This is a genomic window from Caulobacter sp. 1776 (assembly GCF_040545685.1).
GTDB lineage: Bacteria > Pseudomonadota > Alphaproteobacteria > Caulobacterales > Caulobacteraceae > Caulobacter.
Map to the genome: position 1 here is coordinate 644,723 of NZ_JBEPMI010000001.1, position 22,257 is coordinate 666,979.

17 protein-coding genes and 1 pseudogene are annotated in these 22,257 nt (G+C 66.6%); 4 read left to right on the top strand and 14 right to left on the bottom strand.

The features are described from left to right. Positions 1 to 40: 40 nt before the first annotated feature. Both ABIC66_RS02940 and ABIC66_RS02945 read left to right on the top strand, forming a co-directional pair. Complete coding sequence (locus ABIC66_RS02940) at positions 41 to 904, top strand: CheR family methyltransferase (RefSeq protein WP_354067888.1); 864 nt, start codon at positions 41 to 43, stop codon at positions 902 to 904. An 8-nt stretch (positions 905 to 912) separates the two neighbouring features. Continuing rightward, positions 913 to 2,013 carry a protein-glutamate methylesterase/protein-glutamine glutaminase gene (locus ABIC66_RS02945; protein WP_354067889.1) on the top strand — a complete coding sequence of 367 codons (1,101 nt, stop codon included), beginning with the start codon at positions 913 to 915 and terminating at the stop codon, positions 2,011 to 2,013. Positions 2,014 to 2,059: 46 nt separating this feature from the next. Here the strand turns inward: ABIC66_RS02945 and ABIC66_RS02950 are convergent, their stop codons facing one another. From ABIC66_RS02950 to ABIC66_RS02965, 4 genes are all read right to left on the bottom strand, one after another. Beyond that, positions 2,060 to 3,832: a hypothetical protein gene (locus ABIC66_RS02950; RefSeq protein WP_354067890.1), complete on the bottom strand. Its 1,773-nt coding sequence runs from the start codon at positions 3,830 to 3,832 to the stop codon at positions 2,060 to 2,062. Between the two features lie 83 nt (positions 3,833 to 3,915). Continuing rightward, positions 3,916 to 5,886 carry a hybrid sensor histidine kinase/response regulator gene (locus tag ABIC66_RS02955; protein ID WP_354067891.1) on the bottom strand — a complete coding sequence of 657 codons (1,971 nt, stop codon included), beginning with the start codon at positions 5,884 to 5,886 and terminating at the stop codon, positions 3,916 to 3,918. A 202-nt stretch (positions 5,887 to 6,088) separates the two neighbouring features. Beyond that, positions 6,089 to 6,688 (bottom strand): polysaccharide biosynthesis/export family protein, encoded by a 600-nt coding sequence (locus ABIC66_RS02960; RefSeq protein WP_354067892.1) that lies wholly within the window; start codon positions 6,686 to 6,688, stop codon positions 6,089 to 6,091. A gap of 87 nt (positions 6,689 to 6,775) precedes the next feature. After that, entirely contained in the window at positions 6,776 to 7,564 is a 789-nt protein-coding gene (locus ABIC66_RS02965; protein WP_354067893.1) for a metallophosphoesterase family protein, read from the bottom strand. A 260-nt stretch (positions 7,565 to 7,824) separates the two neighbouring features. Between ABIC66_RS02965 and ABIC66_RS02970 the strand changes: the two genes are divergently transcribed. Next, on the top strand, positions 7,825 to 8,670 hold the full coding sequence (locus ABIC66_RS02970) for a transglutaminase-like cysteine peptidase (RefSeq protein ID WP_354067894.1): 846 nt from the start codon (positions 7,825 to 7,827) through the stop codon (positions 8,668 to 8,670). A gap of 172 nt (positions 8,671 to 8,842) precedes the next feature. Here the strand turns inward: ABIC66_RS02970 and ABIC66_RS02975 are convergent, their stop codons facing one another. Further along, on the bottom strand, positions 8,843 to 8,995 hold the full coding sequence (locus tag ABIC66_RS02975) for a hypothetical protein (RefSeq protein WP_354067895.1): 153 nt from the start codon (positions 8,993 to 8,995) through the stop codon (positions 8,843 to 8,845). A 200-nt stretch (positions 8,996 to 9,195) separates the two neighbouring features. Between ABIC66_RS02975 and ABIC66_RS02980 the strand changes: the two genes are divergently transcribed. Then, complete coding sequence (locus ABIC66_RS02980; protein WP_354067896.1) at positions 9,196 to 9,849, top strand: sugar transferase; 654 nt, start codon at positions 9,196 to 9,198, stop codon at positions 9,847 to 9,849. Here ABIC66_RS02980 and ABIC66_RS02985 read toward each other — a convergent pair. From ABIC66_RS02985 to ABIC66_RS03025, 9 genes and pseudogenes are all read right to left on the bottom strand, one after another. After that, complete coding sequence (locus ABIC66_RS02985; RefSeq protein ID WP_354067897.1) at positions 9,843 to 11,798, bottom strand: O-antigen ligase family protein; 1,956 nt, start codon at positions 11,796 to 11,798, stop codon at positions 9,843 to 9,845. The genes ABIC66_RS02980 and ABIC66_RS02985 overlap by 7 nt on opposite strands. After that, positions 11,788 to 14,007 carry a GumC family protein gene (locus ABIC66_RS02990; protein ID WP_354067898.1) on the bottom strand — a complete coding sequence of 740 codons (2,220 nt, stop codon included), beginning with the start codon at positions 14,005 to 14,007 and terminating at the stop codon, positions 11,788 to 11,790. Before ABIC66_RS02990 ends, ABIC66_RS02985 begins: the two co-directional genes overlap by 11 nt. A 64-nt stretch (positions 14,008 to 14,071) precedes the next feature. Next, positions 14,072 to 15,340, bottom strand: a complete 1,269-nt coding sequence (locus ABIC66_RS02995) for an outer membrane beta-barrel protein (protein WP_354067899.1) — start codon at positions 15,338 to 15,340, stop codon at positions 14,072 to 14,074. A 71-nt stretch (positions 15,341 to 15,411) separates the two neighbouring features. Continuing rightward, on the bottom strand, positions 15,412 to 16,005 hold the full coding sequence (locus ABIC66_RS03000) for a hypothetical protein (RefSeq protein ID WP_354067900.1): 594 nt from the start codon (positions 16,003 to 16,005) through the stop codon (positions 15,412 to 15,414). Between the two features lie 360 nt (positions 16,006 to 16,365). Then, positions 16,366 to 17,501: pseudogene (locus ABIC66_RS03005) on the bottom strand (methyl-accepting chemotaxis protein). Between the two features lie 122 nt (positions 17,502 to 17,623). Next, complete coding sequence (gene gyrB, locus ABIC66_RS03010) at positions 17,624 to 20,089, bottom strand: DNA topoisomerase (ATP-hydrolyzing) subunit B (RefSeq protein ID WP_354067901.1); 2,466 nt, start codon at positions 20,087 to 20,089, stop codon at positions 17,624 to 17,626. Further along, the gene (gene recF, locus ABIC66_RS03015; RefSeq protein ID WP_354067902.1) at positions 20,086 to 21,249 is read right to left on the bottom strand and encodes a DNA replication/repair protein RecF; all 1,164 of its coding nucleotides are present in this window, start codon (positions 21,247 to 21,249) and stop codon (positions 20,086 to 20,088) included. Before recF ends, gyrB begins: the two co-directional genes overlap by 4 nt. A 220-nt stretch (positions 21,250 to 21,469) precedes the next feature. Further along, positions 21,470 to 21,841, bottom strand: a complete 372-nt coding sequence (locus ABIC66_RS03020) for a VOC family protein (protein WP_354067903.1) — start codon at positions 21,839 to 21,841, stop codon at positions 21,470 to 21,472. 69 nt (positions 21,842 to 21,910) lie between these two features. After that, positions 21,911 to 22,198 carry an ArsR/SmtB family transcription factor gene (locus ABIC66_RS03025; RefSeq protein ID WP_354067904.1) on the bottom strand — a complete coding sequence of 96 codons (288 nt, stop codon included), beginning with the start codon at positions 22,196 to 22,198 and terminating at the stop codon, positions 21,911 to 21,913. Positions 22,199 to 22,257 lie beyond the last annotated feature (59 nt).

Here is a 22,257-nt window from a genome sequence, read left to right on the forward strand (position 1 = left end):
AAGATCGCGCGCGCGACCGACGCCGCGAACGGAGAAGCCCGTGTCGAGACATGCCGCCGCCGCTACCCTGCAGGCGCACGAAACCGAACAGCTCAGCGCCCGCAATTTCCAGCGCCTGGCGACGTTCATCCAGGACTACAGCGGCATCAAGATGCCGGCCAACAAGCGCACCATGCTGGAAGGCCGCCTGCGCCGCCGCATGCGGGCCACGCGGATCGACGATGTCAACGCCTATTGCCGCTACCTGTTCGACGAGAACGGGATGGACGCCGAGGTCATTCATCTGATCGATGCGGTGACCACCAACAAGACCGAGTTCTTCCGCGAACCGGCCCATTTCGACTTCCTGGTGGCCAAGGGGCTTCCGGCTCTGGCGGCCAAGGGCAAGCGCGAGATCCGAATCTGGAGCTCGGCCTGCTCGACCGGCGCCGAGCCCTATACGATCGCCATGATCATGGACGAGTTCTGCGAGAAACATCGCGAGATCGACTATTCGATCCTGTGCACCGACATCTGCACCGAGGTGCTGGACCAGGCGATCGCCGGCCGTTTCTCGGAAGCGATGATCGAGCCCGTCTCGATCGCTCGTCGCAAGCGCTACCTGATGCGGGCGCGCGACGCCTCGCGCAACGAGGTGCGGGTCAAGCCGCACCTGCGCGGCAAGCTGGCCTTCGCCCGCCTGAACCTGATGGACGACGCCTATCCGATCGAGAGCGACCTCGATGTCATCTTCTGCCGCAACATCCTGATCTATTTCGACAAGGCGACCCAGGCCAAGGTGCTGAGCCGGCTGTGCAACCATCTGTCGCCCGGCGGGTATCTGTTCCTGGGACATTCGGAATCGATCGTCGGGATCGACCTGCCGGTCACGCAGATCGCCAATACCGTGTTCCAGAAGCGGTAAGGACCCTCATGATCGCGGCCCGGAAGATCCGAGTTCTGATCATCGACGATTCCGCCACGGTGCGGCAGACCCTGGCCTCGATCCTGGCCTCGGATCCACAGATCGAGGTCCTGGGCGTGGCGTCGGATCCGTTCGTGGCCGCCAAGCGCATCGCCGAGGAAATCCCCGACGTCATCACCCTGGACGTCGAGATGCCGCGCATGGACGGCATCACCTTCCTGCGCAAGCTGATGGCCCAGAAACCGATCCCGGTCGTGATGTGCTCGTCGCTGACCGAGGCGGGGTCGGAGACCCTGCTGCAGGCGCTGGAGGCCGGCGCCGTCGACATCATCCTCAAGCCCAAGGTCGGGGTGGCCGACCACCTGCTGGAGTCGAAGATCCGCATCTGCGACGCGGTCAAGGCGGCCGCCGGCGCCAGGATCGCCGGGTCCAAGCGTCCGGTCCCGCAGTTCACCCGATTTGGCCACGAGCCCGAGAAGAAGCTGACCGCCGACGCCATGCTGCCGCCGCCTGTGGCGACCAAGGCCATGGCGCGCACGACGGAATCCGTGGTCTGCGTCGGCGCCTCGACCGGCGGCACCGAGGCTTTGCGCGTCCTGCTCGAAGCCCTGCCGCCAGATTCACCTGGCATGGTCATCGTCCAGCACATGCCCGAGAAGTTCACCGCCTCGTTCGCCCAGCGACTGGACAGCCTGTGCGCGGTCGAGGTCAAGGAAGCCGAGGACGGCGACACCGTGCGGCGCGGCCGGGTGCTGATCGCGCCTGGCAACAAGCACACCCTGCTGGAGCGGAGCGGCGCCCGCTACTACGTCTCGGTCAAGGACGGTCCGCTGGTTTCGCGCCACCGGCCGTCGGTCGATGTGCTGTTCCGCTCCGCGACCCGCTCGGCGGGCTCGAACGCGGTGGGCGTGATCATGACGGGCATGGGCGACGACGGCGCGCGCGGCATGGCCGAGATGAAACAGGCTGGCGCCTTCACCCTGGCCCAGGACGAGGCGACCTCGGTGGTGTTCGGCATGCCTAAGGAAGCCATCGCGCTGGGCTGCGTCGATCGGGTGGTTCCCCTGCAGACCTTGGCGGCGGAAGTCCTGCGCGCGGCCAGCCGGTAGTCCGGAAACCGCTCATTCCGCGAAGGCGGCGATGAGCGATATCGGGCTAGAAGAGCAGGTCGTCGTCCGACACGTCCTCGACCGGAGCTTCGATTTCCGCCGCCCCTTCGCCCAGACCTTCGGTAAGAGTGCGGTGAACCTCGCGCTCCTGGGCCATGGTGTACTGCTTGGCCAGCCGATCGACCAGCGGACGCAAGGCGCCCGCGATGTCGCCGGTGGAGATCTCACCGCCGCCAGCCATGTCCAGCAGGTCGTTGGCGGCGGTGTCGAGCACCGAGCCGATCTGCTTTTGGAAGTCGAAGCGCGCTGCGGCGCGGCGCAACATGTCGACCACCTCGGCGCCCTGGCGAGCCACGGCCTCGAGAGCGGTGTCGACACCGTCACCGGCCTTGCCGATCCGAGCCACGGCGCCGCTCAGGACAGCGGCGGCGGCGGCGGCCTTGCCATCTTCGCCGTCTTGCGCGGCTTCGCGCTGACCCAGCGCCTCGGCGGCGTCGAACAGGCCTTCGAGCGCGCTGGTGGTCAGCCCCGCCGACTTCTCGAGGTGGATGGCGTGCTGGCGCAGCTCGATGGCGATGACGCCCAGCGGCTTGCCGGTCTCGCCGATACGGCTGCACTTCAGCGTCGTGTTCAGCGCCATCATCTGCACGTCGGCGCGTATGTTCTGAATGCCGGCGATGCGCTCGGTCAACTCTCGGGCCGAGACGGCGGCCGAGCGGCTGACGGTCTCGGCGGCCTGTTCGCCGGCGGTCATGTCGCCGACCAAGGCCAGCGCCTGGCCGACATTGCCTTCGAGGTCGCGGAGAAAGTTAGTCTCGGCCCCGCCCATCTGTCCCGGCGCCTGACCCGAGGCCAGATCGCGCAGGCGCAGCAGTTCGGCGGCGTCCGCGGCCACGCCGATGACGCTGTGGTTGATGCGCGAGACTTCGCGGTGGAAGTCCTCGGCCATGACGGCCAGCTGAGCGCCGAGCAGGCGGTGCACGAACGCGTGGGCGCGGGCGCGCGGCTCGGCCGGCAGGCCGGCGATCTCGCGGGACTCGTCCAGGAAATGGAGGCCAGCCTGGACGTGTTCGATCCGCTGGCGGGTGATGTCGCCGATCTGCAGAGCCGCGAGGCCGCCGCCGACCTTCTTCTGGACATCGCGGGCCAGGCTCGCGACGCTCATCGCGACCTCGACGATCTTGGCGTGGTGGGCGGCGATCGCCGTGGCGCTGGCGTTCAGGGCGTCGGGCACTGCCGGCAGCAGCGCGACACAGTCGCGGGCCAGGCCATGCTCGTGGCTCAGCGCGCCGCGTAGCGTGTGATCCAGACCCATCAGCTCGTTGTTGAACGCATCGAGCTGGATCCGGCCCATCTCGATGCAATCGTAGATCTCCTGGGCGAAGATCGCGAACTCCGGACCGGCGGCGGCGATGCCGCCAGAAGTGATCTTGATGTTGATGGCGAAGACACGGAGATAGGCCAGGTGCTGGCGCATCTCCTCGATGCACGCGCCCAGGCGATCGCCGAACTTGACCAGTTCGGTCACCCGTTCGCGGCGCTGACCCAGGCTGTCGGGCAGTGACTTCAAGGACTCGGCCGCGCGGGCTAGGTCGGCGGTGGTGTTGGTCACCGTGTCGGCGTCGAGATTGCCGCGCATGCTGTCGAGGCCCGCGATCAGGGCGCCGACACCCTCGACCGCCCGCGACAAGACGTCGCCGGCCTCCAGGAAACGGCTTTCGACGACTTGGCGCGCCGATTCCAGGCGCGCGGCGATCCGCGCGCCTTCACCGGACGGGACCGTCACGTCCGAGACCGTCGCTTTGTTTGCCAAGCCCATGAAATCGCCGAATGTTTTTCTGAAGGCCGAGTATCGCGCGGATGTGCGAAGGTCGGGTAAAGATCGCGCGGTTTCCGGAGCCGTCAGGCGCCGATCGCCGTGTCCTCGTCGGCTTCGGCGCGCCCGTCCAACGCCTCGCCGATCGCCGCGAACAAGGCGGCGGTGGTGATCGGCTTCTGCAGGTGAAGATCGGCGCCGGCCTCGCGGCCCGCGCGGATGTGCTCGGGCCGCGCGTTGGCGGTCAGCATGATGATCGGCGTGCGCGGCGCGGCCCGCGTCGCCTCCAAGGCGCGGATCCGGCGAACGGCCTCGAGCCCGTCCATGACAGGCATCTGCATGTCCATCAGGATCAGGTCGGGCGCGGCCAGGCTATACATCTCGACCGCCTCCAGTCCGTTCTCGACGGTGACGATGTCGGCGACGTCAGCCAGCATCAGCTCGACGACCTTGCGATTGGTCGGATGGTCGTCGGCCACCAGCACGCGCGGCGCGCCCGCCGGCGCTTCGGCGAGGTCCTCGACCGGAGCGGGCGTTTGCGCGCAGGCCGCCAGCGGCAGGGAAAACCAAAACGCCGAGCCGACGCCGGGCGTGCTGTCGCAGGACAGCTCGCCGCCCATCAGCTCGACCAATTCGCGCGAGATCGCCAAACCCAGACCCGTGCCGCCGAACCGGCGCGTGAACGAGGCGTCGGCCTGCTGGAAACGCTCGCAGATCCGGGTTTTCATCGCCTCGTCGAAGCCGATGCCGGTGTCGGTCACCTCGAATCGCGTCCGGCCGTCGGCGTCCTGAGTCACCGCCACGGCGATCTCGCCCCGATCGGTGAACTTGACGGCGTTGCTGATCAGGTTGGTCAGGACTTGGCGCAGGCGCGCACTATCGCCCAGCACGGTCCGGTCAGCCGCCGGCGACACCGCGACGGTCAAGCCGACGCCCTTCTCATCGGCGCGCAGCGCGCAGAGCGCGGCGACTGAGCGAGCGGTGTCGCCCAGTTCGAACGGCGCCGTCTCGATCACCATCTGGCCAGCCTCGACGCGCACCAGGTCCAGAACGTCGGACAGCAGGCGCTCCAGGCTCTGGCCGGAGGCGGCGATGATATCGACCAGTTCGCGGGCGCGCGGGTCCGGGCAGATCTTCGACAGCAGGTCGGCGCCGGCGATGATGCCGTTCAGGGGCGTGCGGATCTCGTGGCTCATATTGGCCAGGAAGGCGCTCTTGGCCTGGCTGGCCTGTTCGGTCTGCTCCAGCGCGGCGCGCAAGGCGGCCGCGGCTGTGTTCCGGGCGGTGACGTCCTCGCCCAGCGTGATCAGGTGGCGCGCGCCGATGTCGTCATAGGTGGCCAGGGTCTTGATCAGCAGCTGGCGTGGAGCCTGGCCCGGAATGCGAACCTCCTCCTCGAGAACCTGCATCTCGCCGCTGCGCAGCACCTCGGCCTCGATGGCGCTCGCCCGCGCCGCGCGCTCGGGACCCAGCACCTGTCCGGCCGCCTTGCCGATCGCCTCGTCGGCGACCAGATCCAGCGCATCCTCGGCGGCCCGATTGATCAGGACGTAGCGACGGTCCTCGACGTTCTTGACCGTGAGGGGCAGCGGCAGCAGCTGCAGCACGGTGCGCAGGAAGCCGTGGGTCTCGACCTCCTCGGTCACGTCGCGGGCGGTCGCCAGAAGTCGGACGATCCGGGCTTCGGCGTCGCGGATCGGCGCGATGGTGGTGTCGCAATAGACGCGGCTCTTCGCCGTTCCGCCCAGGAAGGCCCTGAAGCGCGCGACCGAGCCGCCGGCGGCGAGCTTGAAAGCGCGGTCCAGCGAGAAGCGGCTGTCCTCCGGCCAGAGCTCGCGCCAGTCGACGGCGGCGGCGCCCGGACCCGCTTCCAGAGCGCCGAACAGAGTCTGGGCTTTCTGATTGGCGTGTTCGGCGACGCCGTCGGCGCGCAAGATCCAGGCGCAGTCCTGGTTGGCTTCGAGGATGTCCAGATAGCCGTAGGCCCCAGGCGCCGTTTCCGGCGCCGCGTGAGGCGCGCCGGGGGCGCCCTCTGGACCGAGCTCTGATTGCGACATGAAAAGTCCGCGACTTCCGGGCCCGTATGAGGGTCACGCTTGGTTGAAAAGACCGTTAAGTCCTCGACAGAGCGTCGCACCCAGGGCGCTCGCTCGGTCGGCCGCGCGTGTCATTTACCCGCAAATAGCTTTTTGCGCGGCCCAGAACGACGAAAGCCCGGCGGTGATCCGCCGGGCTCCCGGTATCGCTTTTCGGCGTCGATCAGAAGAACCGTTCGCCAATCCGGATCGTGTCGCCGGGGGCGACCGTGATCGACGGGGTCAACGCGCCCTTCACCTCGGACGTCTCGCCATTGTGCTTGATGAAGACGCTCTTCTTGTCGGCGCGGTAGGTAAAGCCGCCAGCCGTGGCCACGGCGTTCAAGACCGTCAGGCCGGAGGTGTAGGGATAGGTGCCGGGTTTCTCGACCTCGCCCAGGATGTAGAAAGGGCGGAAGGTCAGCACCTCGGCGCTGACGCGCGGCTCCTTCAGGTAACCGTCGCTCAGCGCCTTCTGCACGACCTGCTGAAACTGGCCGACGGTCATGCCGCCCACCTTGATCTCGCCGATCAGCGGCAGGGACATCAAACCGCTGCCCGTGACGAAGAACTCGCCGGACAGCGAGGGCTCGCCGTACACCGTAACCCGCACCTTGTCTCCGGTGCCGAGAAGGTAGTCCATCGATTGAGGCGGGGCGGTGACAGGCGTGTCGCCGATCGCCGCCTGCTGTGCGTGAGCCATTCCACCCAGGGCGCCAGCCGTCATGCAGACGGCGAGCGCCAGCATCGCGAGAGCGCGCGAGAGTTTCGAAACACCGATCATGGCGAAGCTTCTCACCTTAAAGACTTGTCGAACCTGGATCTTGAAATGCCACATCGCACGTGACCGCGAGATGAACAAGCTGGAGACTCAGGCCGCGCGCGCTTTACTGAACTGAATGATCTTCGGTTCGCCGCCATCAAGTCTAACAGCGGTCAGGACGCCGGTCGCGTAGGCGCCCGTATCGATGTTGATCCGTTGCCGCCCGACAAAAACCTCTTCCACCGGCGTATGACCGTGAACCACCGTGGCCTTGAGGCCGTGCGGGTTGTCGAGAAACTCGTTGCGGATCCACAGCAGATCGGCGGCCACCTGACGATCCAGCGGCAGGCCTGGCTTCACGCCAGCATGGACGAAGACATAGTCGCCATAAACCACGACCAATTCCAACTGGCTGAGGAAGGCCACGTGAGCCGGCGGAACGGCCGCGCGGAGAGCCAGGCGCGTCTGTTCCCAGACTTCCGGTTCGGCGCGTCCCACCGGGCGCTGAACGCCGTATGAGGCCATGGTCTCGCCGCCGCCGTACTCGACCCAGGACGGCCCGGCCTGGGGGTCGTCAAGGAAGTGCAGCATCGTCTCTTCGTGATTGCCCATCAGGGCGCGAAACTCGAAGCGCCCCTCGGCCCCCTGGGCCTTCAAGGAAATCAGCCGATCGACGACCGCCGAGGATTGGGCGCCGCGATCGACATAGTCGCCGAGCATGACCAGCACGGGCGGATCCTGACGGCCCAAGGCGCGATAGTCCTCGGTCATCCGCTCGATCAGGCCATCCAGCAGGTCGAGCCGCCCGTGGACGTCACCCACGGCGTAAACCACGCGGCCGTCCGTGGACGACTGGCGGCGGGATTGCTGCTTGGGACGGAACAGGGACTTGAACATCGCACTCGCCAGGGTGGCGACAGAGCGCCGGGACTAGTTTCGCTGATTTTGCCCCAGCCTGCGGCCGGGTTCAACGGTGAGGAGGTGCATTTACCTCCAATTTAGTATGATCCTTCTCTCGCAATTTACCAAGTAAATTCGACTTCTATTGTAGTTAATTTCAAAATTACCATGGACGAACATTTGGATTAAACCATCTAAATTCAGCTCAAATTGGCAGCCCAAATGAATACTGACCTCACGAACACAGCGGGGTCGGTATGTTCAACACGCGCAACACTGTTATCGGAGTCATCAGCGCCATCGCGATGATGTCCGGCGCCAGCGCTCAAGCCGGTTCGATGCCGTTCATGCCGCGCGGCGAAGGCGTCGGCGCCCCGATGGGCTTCTCCGAGCTGTGCCGTCGCGACACCGTCACCTGCGGCCTGCCGAACAGCCAGCTGGCCCTGCTGGGCCTCGGCCCCCAGGCGAGCTTCAACCCGACCTCGTCGGTCGGCGCGCCTCCGCAGCATCGCTTTGCGGCGCCCCGCGCCGCGGCTCCGACTGAAGACGATGCCCGCTTGATCTCGGTCGAGACCGTCGAGGCCTGGACGATCGCCGAGGTCGAAGACTTCGTCCCGGCGGGCGAGCCGCATGAGATCGCCCCGAGCGCCACGCCGGCCGCCGACACGTTCGCCCCCGCCGCGCCGAGCGTGCTGGCCTGGACCAGCACCGCCGAACGCGACCAGCTGAAGCTGCTCAACCAGGTCAACCAAGGCGTCAATCGCGAGGTCAAGAAGGCCAGCGACCTGGATCTCTACGGCCAACCCGAATACTGGGCGCTGCCGCGCCTGGTTGGCGGCAAGCTCTATGGCGACTGCGAGGACTACGCCCTGGAGAAGCGCCGCCAACTGATCGCCGCCGGCGTGCCGGAGAGCGCCTTGTCGCTCGCCGTCGCCGTCACCGCGCGCGGCGAGGGCCACGCGGTGCTGATGATCTCGCTGAAAAGCGGCGATTGGGTGCTGGACAACCTGACCCCCTGGGCCACGCCCTGGGAAGACCTGAACTACCGCTGGGTCGAGCGGCAAGTGCCGGGCACCGCCCTGTGGACCAGCGCCGCCGCCTGATCCGTTTCACGACTAGACGGCAGAAGCCCCGGACCTCGCGGTCCGGGGCTTTTTCGTTGGACCGAGATGGGGATCGCCTCCGTCCAAAACGTTCGCGCCCGCTCCAACGAGGGAGCGGGCGCGAAGGGTTCCGGGGCTTCTTGGAGAGGGGCGGCCGAGCGGGGCCGGCCGGTTAGAAGATGCGGCTGACCGTCAGGGCCAAGGCGCCCCAGAGGCCCATCGAGATGACAGCGCCGAAACCCAGACCCAGCAGCGGCGCCATGCGCTTGGCGCGCTTGGTGGGCGCGGCTTCAACCTGGGTGAAGGACAGCTTGGCTTCGATCATCGATCAGCACTCCTGATGCCGTTCGATGTAACGTCACTACAAATAAGGACGCATAAATGAACAGAGTCTATCGGCCGTTAAGCATATCGGCGCGAGTTGTGGATTTTTCCGCGCGACGCTATGGATCATTTGCGCTAGCGTAGAACTGCCGGCACTGGAAACCAGTCCGCGACGTGGTGGGGAAGTTAGAGGGTGATCTGGTGGACGGGGGATCGTATACCGAACTTCTCGCGCCAGGATTGAGCGGGCCGCTCCCGCTTGTCGCTGTCGACTTGCGCAAGCGCGCCCTCGATATCGCGGCGTCCGCGTTGCTTTTGGCCCTGTTCGCGCCGCTCCTGCTGCTCGCCGCTTTTCTGATCAAGCTAGAGTCGCCAGGCCCCGCCCTGTTCCGACAGACGCGTGGCGGCCTCGGCGGCGCGCGGTTCCAGATCCTGAAACTGCGCACCATGCACTGTCGCGAGGACGGCCCCGAGTTGCTCCAGGCTCAGCGCGGCGACAGTCGGGTCACCCGGCTTGGTCGGATCCTGCGCGCCACCAGCATCGATGAACTGCCGCAGCTGCTGAACGTGCTGCGCGGCGACATGTCGTTGGTCGGCCCTCGCCCTCACGCGGCCGCGCATGATGACTACTACGGCATGCGGATCCCTGAATACTACGTCCGCTACCAGGCTCGCCCGGGCCTGACGGGCTGGGCCCAGGTCAAAGGGCTGCGGGGCGGCACCGACACGGTCGAGGCCATGCGCCGGCGAGTCGAGGCCGATATCGACTACATCCAGACCTGGTCGATCCTGAAGGACGCCAAGATCGTGCTGCTGACCATCCCCAGCCTGTTGGTCGCCGAAAACGCCTACTGAGGCTGGACCTTGGTCAGGGCTTGAGCTTGGGCTTTCGCCGCCCGCTCGGCCACGATCAGGAAGGCCAAGCCGATCCGGCCCGATGGGTTGCGGATGCTGTTGGCCAAGTCCTTCAGACGTCCCTCGCCATTCTCGCGGCCGAACTCGACGCGGGCCTGGTACATGACTTGCTGCCGCGCGGCGGGGGTCAGCGAAGGCCAGTTTTCGTACGCCAGCTTCGTGCGGCTCATGAACAGGCTGGTCTGCAGGGGTGCGACGGCCAGGGAGTGCTCAAGCGCCACATTGGCCGCGGCGACGTCACCGCTCTGAAAGTCGATCGCGGCCTTGCGCAGCCACGCCCCGCCGGCGCCCGGCCGCATGGCCAGTTCGCGGCGGCTCAGCGCCGCCAGCCGCGCCGTGGCGGCCGGATCGGATGACTTGCGGGCCAAACCGGCCTCGATGCTGGTCGCCAGCACTTCGGCCGAGGCGGTGGGCATCGCCGAAAGGTCGCCGCCGAAACGCGAGGCCGCCAGCGGAACCGCGACCAGGATCGAGAGAACCAGAACGCCGCTGGCGAAGATCATCGTCCCCCAGGGCGCGGCGATCTTGCGGCTTCGACGTCGCGGCGGCGCGGTCGCGGTCATGGCGCCAAGACCGACCGCGAACAGCGCCTGCAGAGCCGGCACCTGGACCGCGAAATCCGAAACGCCGTGCAACAGGACGGCGACCGCCGCGGCGATCGTCGCCCGGGCCAGCGCGCCGGCCATGCCCGGTTTGATCGCATCGACGCCGGCCCGCCAGAACGCGACCAGCAACCAAGCCAGCATGAAGACCCCGCCCACGATCCCGCCCTCCTCCAGCCACTGGAGATAGAGGTTGTGGGTGGCGCGCACGTCGAACAGCACCGGCAGGTTCTCGGTGGTGGTGATCAGCTGATTGACGATCGGGAACGAGCCCAGGCCGAAGCCGAACCAGGGCGAAGACTTGAAGGCCTCCCAGTGGACCTCGAAGATCGCCTTGCGGGCGGCGACATCGCCTTCCAGGTTCGCGAAGCGTTCGGCCGTGAGTTCGGCGCTGCGCATGGCCACGCCCACCACGACGAGAATGGCCGCGGCGCCGCCGATGATGGCGACGGCCTTCACCTTTCGTCCCTGAGCGATGACCTGCCACGTCAGCAAGACCGCCAGACCCATGACCGTGGCGAAGATCCCGCCGCGGGACGCGGTCAGGGCCAACGCCACCGCGAACACGGCGGCGACGCCGAGGCTGAGGCTGGCGTCCAGGCCAAGCTTGTCCAGGCGCAGCGAACCGCCGGCCCGTTGAAGGGCTTGGGAGAAGAACATCGCCGCGAAGATCACGCCGATTCCCATCAGGCTGGCGGCGCTGTTGGGACTGAGCAACGTCGCCGTCAATCGGCGGCCGGCCCGCAGGCTGACATGGTCGACGATGGCGACGGCGGCGAAAGCGCCCAGCGCCAGCAGCAGAAACCAGACGAGCGCGCGACGGCGGGTTTCGGACGCGCCGATTATTTGGCTGGCCAGGAACACGCAGGCCAGGCCGACGAGGCGCAGGATGTTGAGCAGAACCGAAGAACGATCGACGGTGATCGACCCGCCCGTCGGCCCCAGATAGCGCCAGACCGGGTGAGCGCCGCCCGGACCGAACGGCGTCAGGCTCCAGGCGACGGCGATCAGCAGGGCCAGAAAAATCAGCCCCGGCCAGGGTGCGATCAGGGCGCCGGGGACTTTGCGGGCCCAGCCGCAGAACGCCAGCAGACCAAGCAGCAGCGCCGCTTGCAAAACACCGAACGCAGCGGCGACCGCCACATCGCTGGCGCCGAAGGCGACGACCTCGGCAACGATCAAAGTAACGAGGGCGCCGATCGCGACGCCCTCCGAGACTTGCAGTTTTCGAGTCTTGGCCGCTCCGGGCGACGGCGCGCCCTCGCCCGTTCGCGTCCTAGTCCGCATAGTACTTTCGATAGTTCGCGTAATAATAGTAGGAGTCGCCGTAGCCGTAGCGAGACTGCGCCTTGAGGTCCATCTGGGTCAGGGCCACGCCGGCGATGAACGCACGCGTGCCTTGCAGCAAGGCCAGGGCCGACTGCACCGCCTTCACTGGCGTCTTCTTCCAGCGAACCAGCATGACCACGGCGTCGGCGTGCGGCGCGAGGATACGGGTGTCGGCGATGGCCAGCAGCGGCGCGGTGTCGAGCAGCACGATCTCGTAGCGGTTGCGCAGATCCTGCAACAGGCGATGCATGGCCGACGAACCGAGCACGTCGCGCGGGGTATAGGCCGACTTGGCCAGCGGCAGAATGTGCGCGCCGCTTTCGTCGTTGATCAGGGCCTGGTCAAGGGTGGCGATACCGTTAAGCACTTCCAGCAGGCCGACCGGAGCGGGCTCTTTCAGGAACTGGCTGATGGCGCTCTGGCGCAGGTCGCAGTCGACCACGATGACCTTGGCGCCCGAGGTCGCCAGGGTGCGGGCCAGGGAGAAGGTGGTCGTGGTCTTGCCTTCGCCCGGCAGGGACGAGGTGACCGCGATGACTTGGACCGGCTCGCCGACCTTGGAGAACAGGATCGAGGCGCGCAGCTTGCGCAGGCTTTCCGCGAAGCTGGAGAGCGGCTTGGCCAGCAGGTAATCCGGCGGTGACAGACCCTTCAGCACCTTGGAGTCGTCGACCGTGGTGCCCAGGGTGGGCACGGCGCCGAGATAGGGCAGGCCCAGGCGACGCTCGACCTCGTCCTCGGTGAACAGGCCGGCCATCAGGATCTCGGCCAGCACGATCGCGGCCGCGCCCGCGCCCAGGGCCAGGACCAGGCCCAGGGCCAGGTTCAGCGAGGGCTTGGGATAGCTCGGGCCGGTCGGGATCTTGGCCGGCGACACCACGCGGGCGTCCGCCTGCTCGATGCCGTCGGAGGTGGTGGTCTGCTTGAAGCGCGCCAGCAGGGTCTCGTACAGCGTCTTGACCGACTGCGCCTTACGCTCGAGCTCGGCCAAGCCGATGCTGGCGCGATTGTTGCCGGCCAGGGTGCCCTTGGACGACGACACACTCGACGCCACCGAACCGGTGCGCTGACGCGCGACCTGGGCCTGGGCTTCGAGGTTGGAGATGATGCGGCGGATCTCGGCCTGGATCTGGGTGTCGATATCGGCCAGCTCGCGCTTGGCCTTCAGCAGGTCCGGGTGACGATCGCCATAGCGGCCGCCAAGGTCCGCGACCTGAGCGCTCTTCTCGGCGCGCTGCTTGCGCAGCTGCTGGACGACGGGCGAGTTCAGCGACTCGCCGACATCTTCGCCGGTGCTGCCGCGCGCCAGTTGCTGGCGGGCGATGGCCAGGCGGGCGTCGGTCTCGGCCTGGGAGGCGCGGCTCAACGCCAGCTGCTGGTTCAGGCCCGAAATCTCCTGCTCGGTCAGGGTCGCGCCCTCGGCGCTGAGCAGGTTGTGGGCGATCTTGTAGTTCTGCACCGCCGCATCGGCCTGCGCCACCTGGTCGCGCAGTTCGCCAACCCGGGTGTCCAGCCATTCGTTGGCCTTCTGGGTCGCGTCGAATTTCGCTTCGAGCTGCTCGGTCAGGTACAGGTTGGCGAAGGCGTTCGCCAGTTCCGAAGCGCGCTTCGGGTCGACGTGGGTATATTCGATCGAGATCAGATAGGTCAGACCCGCGCGGCGGACCTTGAGCCCGCTCAGCAGGTTGTCGACGATCCGTTCACGACGGCGCTGCAGCTCCAACGCGTCGTTCGTCGCGGTCGGCGTCGCGGCCTTCTTCAGCGTGAACAGCCACGCGGTCGGACCGGCGGCGCCCGGCAGATAAGGATTGAAGTACGGATCCTGCTCGAGCTTCATCTCCTTGACGACCCGGCTGGCCAGGGAGCGCGACTTGAGCACCTCGACCTCGGTGTCGACGACGGACGAGTCCGCCGGCAGCCCCGAAAGCACCGCGCTCATGTCGGTGACCTGTTCCTTGCGGACGTCCAGCATCACCTGCGCGGTAGCGGTATAGAGCGGCGTCTGCTGCAGGGTGAAGAGCACCACCGCCGCGAAAACCACCACCGCTACGGCCGCGAAGAGCCGAAAGCGTCGCCTGAACGTCGCGATCGCGACATTGAGGTCAAAAGACAACGCTCCGGTGTCATTCACCGGAGCGTTCGAAGTTTCAAAACCGGAGCCGTCCATAACTACTCTCAGTAATCGGCAAACCTTGCCGTTTCGTGGACGTTTATAAGATCGAGGACGTTTTTTAGAACTGAAGCGCCACGGAGGCGATCAGCTTGTTGTCCTTGAACGAAGCGCCCTTGGTCGCGCCCGACGAGTCCTGCTTGAGGTAGTTGTAGGTCAGGAACAGACCCACGCGACGGTTCAGCAGGTAGGTGGCGGTCGCCGAGAAGTTATCGCGCTTGTCGTCGCGATCGATGCCCTTGTAGTTGTCCTTGCCGTGGCTGTAGGCGGCCGACAGCAGAACGTTGCGCATCAGTTCGTGATCGATCGAGGCGCCCAGGTTGTTCGAGATATAGCCTTGCGAACCCGGAGCCGTCGATTCTTCGATCGAGCGCGAACCGTTCAGGCCGATCGTCGTCAGCTGGGTCGGGAACCACTCGACACGACCCGCGGCGTTGAAGCCGCTGATGTCCTTGAACAGGACGTTGTCGTACGACTGCTTCATGTAGCCGACTTGGATATCGCCGCGGACCAGTTCCGAAACGTCGAAGTTGGCGCCGACGCCCAGAACATAGCCGTCCGAGTCGCGGTTCTGAGTCACGACGTTGGTGTCGTAGCTCTTCTTGTTGCCCGAGGCCGCCAGATAGAGGGCGGTGTCGGGGCTGACCGCGTACTCGGCCTTGCCGCCGTAGGTCAGTTCGTTGCGGTCACGGAAGTCCTGGTCGACCACGCCGGTGCCGGCGATGTTGCGGACGTCGTCGTAGTTATAGTCGCGATCTTCCACCCGGCCGACGAGGCGCAGGCGGTTGAATTCCTTCGTCAGCGCAATCGAACCTTGGTTCAGGTCGTATTCAACCGGCTCGCCGGCGGCAGCGGGCGACGTCGGCGACGTGCGCGGTTCGACGAGGTGCTGGGTCTGGACCGAGCCGGTGATGTTCGAGCCGCGCTCGATATCGATCCGGCCGTTGGCCGACAGCGTATACTCTTCGGCGTTTTCCGAACTGTGGTCGGCGTAACGGATCAGGTTGCCACCGGCGAAGAAGCCGAGCGCGTGACGCGACCAATCCGAGCGAACGGCCAGCTCCGGCTTCACGCGCCAGATGTTGTCGTCGGTCTTGCCGGTCGCGACGGCGTAGATGTTGTCGTTATGCTCGAGATCGACGGTCACGCGCGGATACAGCGTGAAGCCGCCAGCCTTTTGACCCGTCGCTTCGTAGTCCGGGCGCGGGCGCTGACGAACGGAGACGTTCTTGTCGCGCTTGAAGTTGGAACCGAGATCCTGCGCCTGAGCGATTTGCGGCGCGGTCAACGCAATGCAGGCCGCAATGGCCGAGCACGTTAGAATTCGCATGTCTTATCCCCACCAATAGGAAGCGGCCGGCGCATGTCGTGACACGCAGGTCCGCTCCGAGGTTTCTTCGTTTAGCTGCCGCAGTAAGCGGCGATCACGCCAGCGCAAGGATCGAACGGCGCCGGAGTGACCGTCGTCGTCGCGCCGCCACCCGCGCCCGCGCCAGCGTCGCCGCCGGTCGAGGTCGAGGAGACGCCTTGCAGGCTGACCAGCACGCTCGGCGCGCCGCCGGCATCGGTCGAGGCCGTCTGGGTGACGGTGGCCGACTGACCCGTGGCGGCCAGCTGCTGGGTCACGGCCGGAGCCGAGGCCACCTGCTGAGCCATTTCCGGAGCCACCGCGGCGGCGACTTGGATGGCGACGCCGGCGCTGACGGTGCCAGCCGAGACGGCTTGCACCAGAGCCGCGGCGATCACCGTCGGCGAAGCGCCGCTGGCGGCCAAGGCGCTGGACACGGCGGCCTGGATGGCGGCCAGCTTCTGCGTCGCCGTCAGCTTGGCGAAGCCCGGCTGGGCGGCGGCCGATTGAGCGGCGGCGGAAATCGTAGCCTGCAGCGACGTGGCCGTCGGCGCGGGGGTGTTTTGGGCCCAGACGTGGCCGGCGCCGAGCGGCGCAAGCGCAACGGCCAAGCTAATGGCGATGGCGCGAACTCGATGAGAAGCCATGACTGCTCCCTCCAATTGAACGGCGTCCCTTTAGGACAACGTAAACGAATGCTCTAGCCCGGAATGCGCTCTTTCGTCGATTTCTCGGCGAGACCGTTCCCCGAAGATCACACATGAAGCGCAACTCTCGCGGGAAAGAGAACGTAACCAGGCGTTTAGACTAGGATTATGACGCGCTTGCCCCGCCATGGCAGATACACAGAGATTTTATCGGCGGTTTGGTTAGGCCTAAAAAACCATGTACGGCCGCGCATGGCAACGCCGTACGCGCAGAATCCTTGGTAAATGCCGCGAATCTGTTCGATTTCGCGTTTCAGGCGATCAAATAGTTCGAATAATCCGCAATAGGCTTGGTTAAGACTAGGCCGCTGCGGAAGTCGCCGTCGCAATTTGCTGGCGCTGAACGAGACATCCGTACCAGCCAAGGCCCGCATAGGTCTCATAGCCAGGGGTCAAGGCGTATCCGACAGTGATTTCGCCGTCGGCATAACTTCCCATCGGTCCAGCAGAGACATCCAGCGGGAAGATTTCGCTAAGAACACCCTGATTGTCCGAGGCGGCTAGCACGCGCCCTCTCTGGTCCAGGAGCATCACACGGGAGCGTTCGCGCTCCTCGGGGGTCAAGCGCACGCCATCGACCACGGCCTGAGCTTGAGGCCGCCAATCGAAGTGTACGCCGAGCACCCCCAGAGCCTCGCCTTTCGCCTGGCCGCCCGCGCGGATGGCCGTGGCGTAGGTGGCCACCGGCGCATCGCCCAGCGGGCCGCAGCGTTCGACGTCGCAGGCCACGAAGTCATCGCCAGTGGCGACGCCGAGACCGTCCTGGAACCAGCGGGTGTCGGCGACCGAGCGGCCGACGACGTTGGGATAACGGCCGGGCCGGCCGTTGGCGATCACCCGCCCCTTGGTGTCGCAAATCCACAGGTCGAGATAGACGGTATAGGCGTCGAGGATCACGCCCAGACGTTCGCTGGCGTAGCGGCGGGCGGCCTCGTCGGCGTCGGCCAGGCACGCGACCACGGCGGAGTCCGTGGCCCACCACCGGACGTCGCAGGTTCGCTCGTACAGATTGCGATCGACGATCTCGATGGCGTTCAAGGCCAGGTCCGCCAGGCGCTGACCGCGCATGTGACCCAGGATCGCCCCGCCGATCGCCGAGAGTTCGTCCAGATCGGCGCGCACCTGACTGTCCAGCGCGGCGGCGACCGCGTCGATCTCGGTGGAGATCTTCTTGAATTCCTCGGCGACGATCGCGAAACCCCTGCCCGCCTCGCCGGCCCTTGCCGCTACGATCAGAGCGTTGATCGACAGCATCTTGGCCGCGCGGTTGACCCTGGCGATCTCGCCGATCTTTTCGCCCGCCACGCTGGATAGTCGTTCCGACAGGTCGAGAATTCGTTCCGGACGAAGACTTGCGTCCTGATCCATCGTGACGCGCCCCCACGCAAACTTTTGAGCCAAACGACTCAGTTCACGCAAGATGACGCCCTCGTCACCGCCGCGCGATGACACCGCTGGTCGCACCCAAGGGGGCGGCGCCCTCGGCAACGAAAAAAGCGCCGGAACGCCCGCGAAACGGGCGCCCGGCGCTTAAACAGCGAGCGTTCTGAACGTCGCTCTAGACGTCGACCTCGGCGTCGAGGGCGTTTTCCTGGATGAACTCGCGGCGCGGCTCGACCAGATCGCCCATCAGACGGCTGAACATCTCATCGGCGTCGTCGGCATGGTTCACCCGCACCTGCAGCAGCGTGCGGGCCTCCACGTCCAACGTGGTCTCCCACAACTGGTCGGGATTCATCTCGCCCAGGCCCTTGTAGCGCTGGATGGTCAGACCCTTGCGGCCGGCGTCCATCACCGCGGCGACCAGGTCCATCGGCCCTCGGACGGTGGTCGACTTGTCCTTGCGTCGGAAAACGGCTCGGCCCGAGAAGATCTCGGCCAGCGCCCCGGCCCGTTCGGCCAGGCGACGCGCATCGGCGGCATGCAGCAGCCCGTCATCCAGGACGACACTCTCGGTGACGCCACGGCGCACGCGCTTGAACACATAGGCCGTGTCGCCGCGCTCGCCCGTCCATGGGCCATCGCCTTCCTCGGCGTAGAGATCGAGGCGGGCCGCGGCCGCCGCGATGTCCGGCTTGTCGCCCAGCAGGCCGGCCAACGCCGATTGCTCGACGGCGAACGACGGGGCGCGGGCGGCCAAGCGATCGATATTGCCCTTGGCCTGGCGGCACAGCTGCACCAGGGCCAGCAGATCCTGGCCTGTTCGGCGCTCGCCCGACGGCAGGTCGAGCTCGGCCCCGTCGACGCCCTCGTCGATCAGGAACGCGTCCATCTCGCTGTCGTCCTTCAGATAGCGCGAGGACTTGCCCTTGGCGGCTTTGTAGAGCGGCGGCTGGGCGATGTAGATATAGCCGCGCTCGATCAGCTCCGGCATCTGCCGGTAGAAGAAGGTCAGCAGCAGGGTGCGGATGTGGGCGCCGTCGACGTCGGCGTCGGTCATCAGCACGATCTTGTGGTAGCGCACCTTATCCGGGTTGAAGTCGTCGCGGCCGATACCGGCCCCGAGGGCCGTGATCAGCGTGCCGATCTGGTCGGACGACAGCATCTTGTCGAAGCGCGCCCGCTCGACGTTCAGGATCTTGCCGCGCAGCGGCAGGACGGCCTGGTTGTCCCGGTTGCGAGCCTGCTTGGCCGAGCCGCCGGCGCTGTCGCCCTCGACGATGAAGATCTCGGACTTGGCCGGATCGCGCTCGGAACAGTCGGCCAGCTTGCCGGGCAGCGAGGTAATGTCGAGCGCGCTCTTGCGGCGGGTCAGTTCGCGCGCCTTGCGGGCGGCTTCGCGGGCCGCGGCGGCTTCGGCGATCTTGCTGACGATGGCCCGCGCCTCGTTCGGGTGCTCCTCGAACCAGGTCGCCAGGCCTTCCTGCACCAGGCCTTCGACGGCCGGACGCACCTCGGAAGACACCAGCTTGTCCTTGGTCTGCGAGCTGAACTTCGGGTCCGGCACCTTGACCGACAGCACGCAGGTCAGGCCTTCGCGGGCGTCCTCGCCGCCGACGCTGACCTTTTCCTTCTTGGTGATGCCCGAGCTCTCGGCGTAGCCGGTGATGATCCGGGTGAGGGCCGCGCGGAAGGCCGAAAGGTGCGTGCCGCCATCCCGCTGCGGGATGTTGTTGGTGAAGCACAGCATCTGCTCGTGATAGCTGTCGTTCCACCACAGGGCCAGGTCGACCTCGACCTTGTCCTTGACCCCGCGGACCGAGATCGGGGCCTTCAGCAGCGGGGTCTTGACCTTGTCCAGGTGGCGGACGAAGGCCTCGATGCCGCCGTCATAATGCAGCTTTTCTTCCCACGGTTCGGCGTCGCGATGGTCCTTGAACCAGATCGTCACGCCCGAGTTCAGGAACGCCAGCTCGCGCAGACGGTGCTCCAGGGTCTTCCGGTCGAATTCGATGAACGCGAAGGTGTCGCGCGACGGGAAGAAGGTCACTTCCGTGCCCGACAGCAGCTCGCCGGCCTTGGGGCCTTCGGTGCGCACCGGCGAGTCGCCGGTGACCTTCAGCGAGGTCACCGCGTCGCCGCGCTCGAAGCGCATCTGATGGACCTTGCCGCCGCGGTGGATCAGCAGCTCCAGCCAGTCGGACAAGGCGTTGACGACGGAAACGCCCACGCCGTGCAGGCCGCCCGAGACCTTGTAGCTGTTCTGGTCGAACTTACCGCCGGCGTGCAGCTGGGTCATGATGACCTCGGCCGCCGAGACGCCCTCGCCTTCGTGGATGTCTGTCGGGATGCCGCGGCCGTCGTCGGTGACCGTCACCGAACCGTCGGCGTTGAGGATCACCTGGACCTTGGTGGCGTGGCCCGCCAAGGCCTCGTCGATGGCGTTGTCGACCACCTCGTAGACCATGTGGTGCAGGCCCGAACCGTCGTCGGTGTCGCCGATGTACATGCCGGGGCGTTTGCGGACGGCGTCCAGCCCCTTCAGCACCTTGATCGAGTCCGCGCCGTATTGGGCGGCGGCTTCTTCGGTCGACATTTCGGGGGCCGAAACTTCGGGAACTTGGTCTTCGGTGTTCTCGGTCATTCGTCTTCCAGAGTAGTCAGGCCGGCGTCGCACACGCGAACGCCTAGCGCCCGACCCTTGAGATGGTCGAACAGCGACTCGTCCGTGCCGGTGAGGAAGGCCTGGAGCTTGAGCGCCGTGAGTTCGTCGGCCAGCGCGGCCCGTCTCGTAAGATCGAGGTGCGCGGCGACTTCGTCGAGCAATATTACAGGATTCGGCGCGGATTCCGCACGCGAAAGTCGCGCCGCCTGGGCCAGAACGAGGTTCAAAATCAGGGCTTTCTGCTCTCCGGTCGAGCATTCCGCCGCCGGACGGTCCTTCTCGACGTGGAAGATGGCCAGATCGCCGCGATGCGGACCGGTCAAAGCGCGGCCGGCGGCCCCGTCGCGTCCGCGCGCGACGGCCAGGGCCTGGGCCAGTTTCAGCTCGATCTCGGCGAACGGCGCGCCGTCCAAGGCCATCTTCTCCCACTCGCCCGTCAGACTTAGGCGCGCCTGGGGAAAAGGACGGTCGCCACGGCCGTCTATCTCGGCCTGGAGCGCCAGAAGCGTGCGCGCCCGGGCCTGGGCCAGCAGGGCCCCGGATTCGGCCAGGCGGGCCTCCAGCGCGGTCAGCCAGGCGGCGTCCGGCGGGGCGGCGGTCTCGGCCGCGTCGGTCAGCAGCCGCATCCGCTCGCGCTGGGCCTTGTCGTAGGCGTTAGCGTTGGCCGCATGAGCGGGTTCGCCCGCGAACACCAGGCGGTCGAAGAACCGCCGGCGCTCGGACGCCGCTTCGAGGAACAAGCGATCCTGGGCCGGGGTCAGCCAGATGGGACGGACATGGTCGGCGAGGCGGCCCGGCGGCACGGTCTCACCCTCGAGGCGAACGGTGCGGCGGGCGGCGCCGCCCTGCTCGACGCCCGTGCCGATGCGGACCGGCGCGTCTTCCCCCGCCTCGACCTCGGCGGCCACGGCCCAGGCCCGGCCGACAGCCTCGCCCGACAGGCGGCGCCCGACCTCGGCCAGGCTCGCCCCACGCAGGCCCTTGCCGGGGGTCAGCAGGCTTATGGCCTCGAGAAGATTGGTCTTTCCGGCTCCGTTGGCCCCGAACAGATAGACGCTGCGGCCGCCTGTCTCGAGACGCGCGCGCTCATAGGATCGAAAGTCCGTCAGGGTCAGGGAAAGCAGTGCGGCCGACGCCATGCGGGGGTTCTTAAGGGGTGTCGGCGCCCAGGGCTACAGGGGGACGCCCGAGACACCCGCTCCATGAGGACGCTTGGAGCGGGCCCGCCTCGGAATGGCCCTCCAGAGACTTGCGCGACATGTAGGTCCCGCCGAGACGCATGCTCACCTAGTTTCCGTGGCGAGACCATGGCGAAGCTGGAACGTGGACTCGAATTAAGATTCCAGCCCTCAGAAGGGCTTAGCCCAACTTGTAGCCGCAGAGCTTGTTGCCATCGAGGTCGCGGAAATAGGCGAAATAGGCCTTGGGCATCCGCGCGCCGGGGGCGCCCTCGTCCGTGCCGCCCAGCTCCAGGGCCTTGGCGTGGAAAGCGTCGACCTCCTCGACGGTGTCGAACGCGAAGCCGCCCATCATGCCGTTGCCGACGCAGGCCGGATTGCCGTCATAGGGCCCCAGGACCCCGAACATGCAGCCGTCGCCGCGATAGAGTCGGCCGCCAGACGGATGCTCGAACAGCGGCCTGTAGCCGATCCCGCCCAGCAGGGCGTCGTAGAAGGCCTTGGCCTTCTCCAGGTCGTTAGACCCCACCGTCACGTAGTTTACCTTGGCCATGGCCACCTCCCGTTTCCTTATGAAACGGACCCTAGCGTCCCTGTGAGCCCGCGCAATATGACCCTAACGTCAGCGTTCGAAGAGCGCCCGATGACCGTAGACCCAGGCGCCGACGTCGGCGAAACGGTCGGTGACGATCGAACAGGTCCGCACGCGCCCGGACTTGCGGGTGACGATCCACCCGGATCGCTCCAGGATCTTCAGGTGCTTCATGAACGAGGTCAGGGCCATGTCGAACGGCGCGGCCAGCTCGCCGACACTGGCCGGCCCGGCCCCTAGATGGCTCAGGATCGCGCGCCGGGTCGGATCGGCCAGGGCCTGGAAGACATCGTCGAGCGCGGCGGCTTGCTGATCCATGCGGCTAAGTATGGTCTACGGCCACGGTTAGCGCAACGGCTCAGCTCGCACTCGGCTTT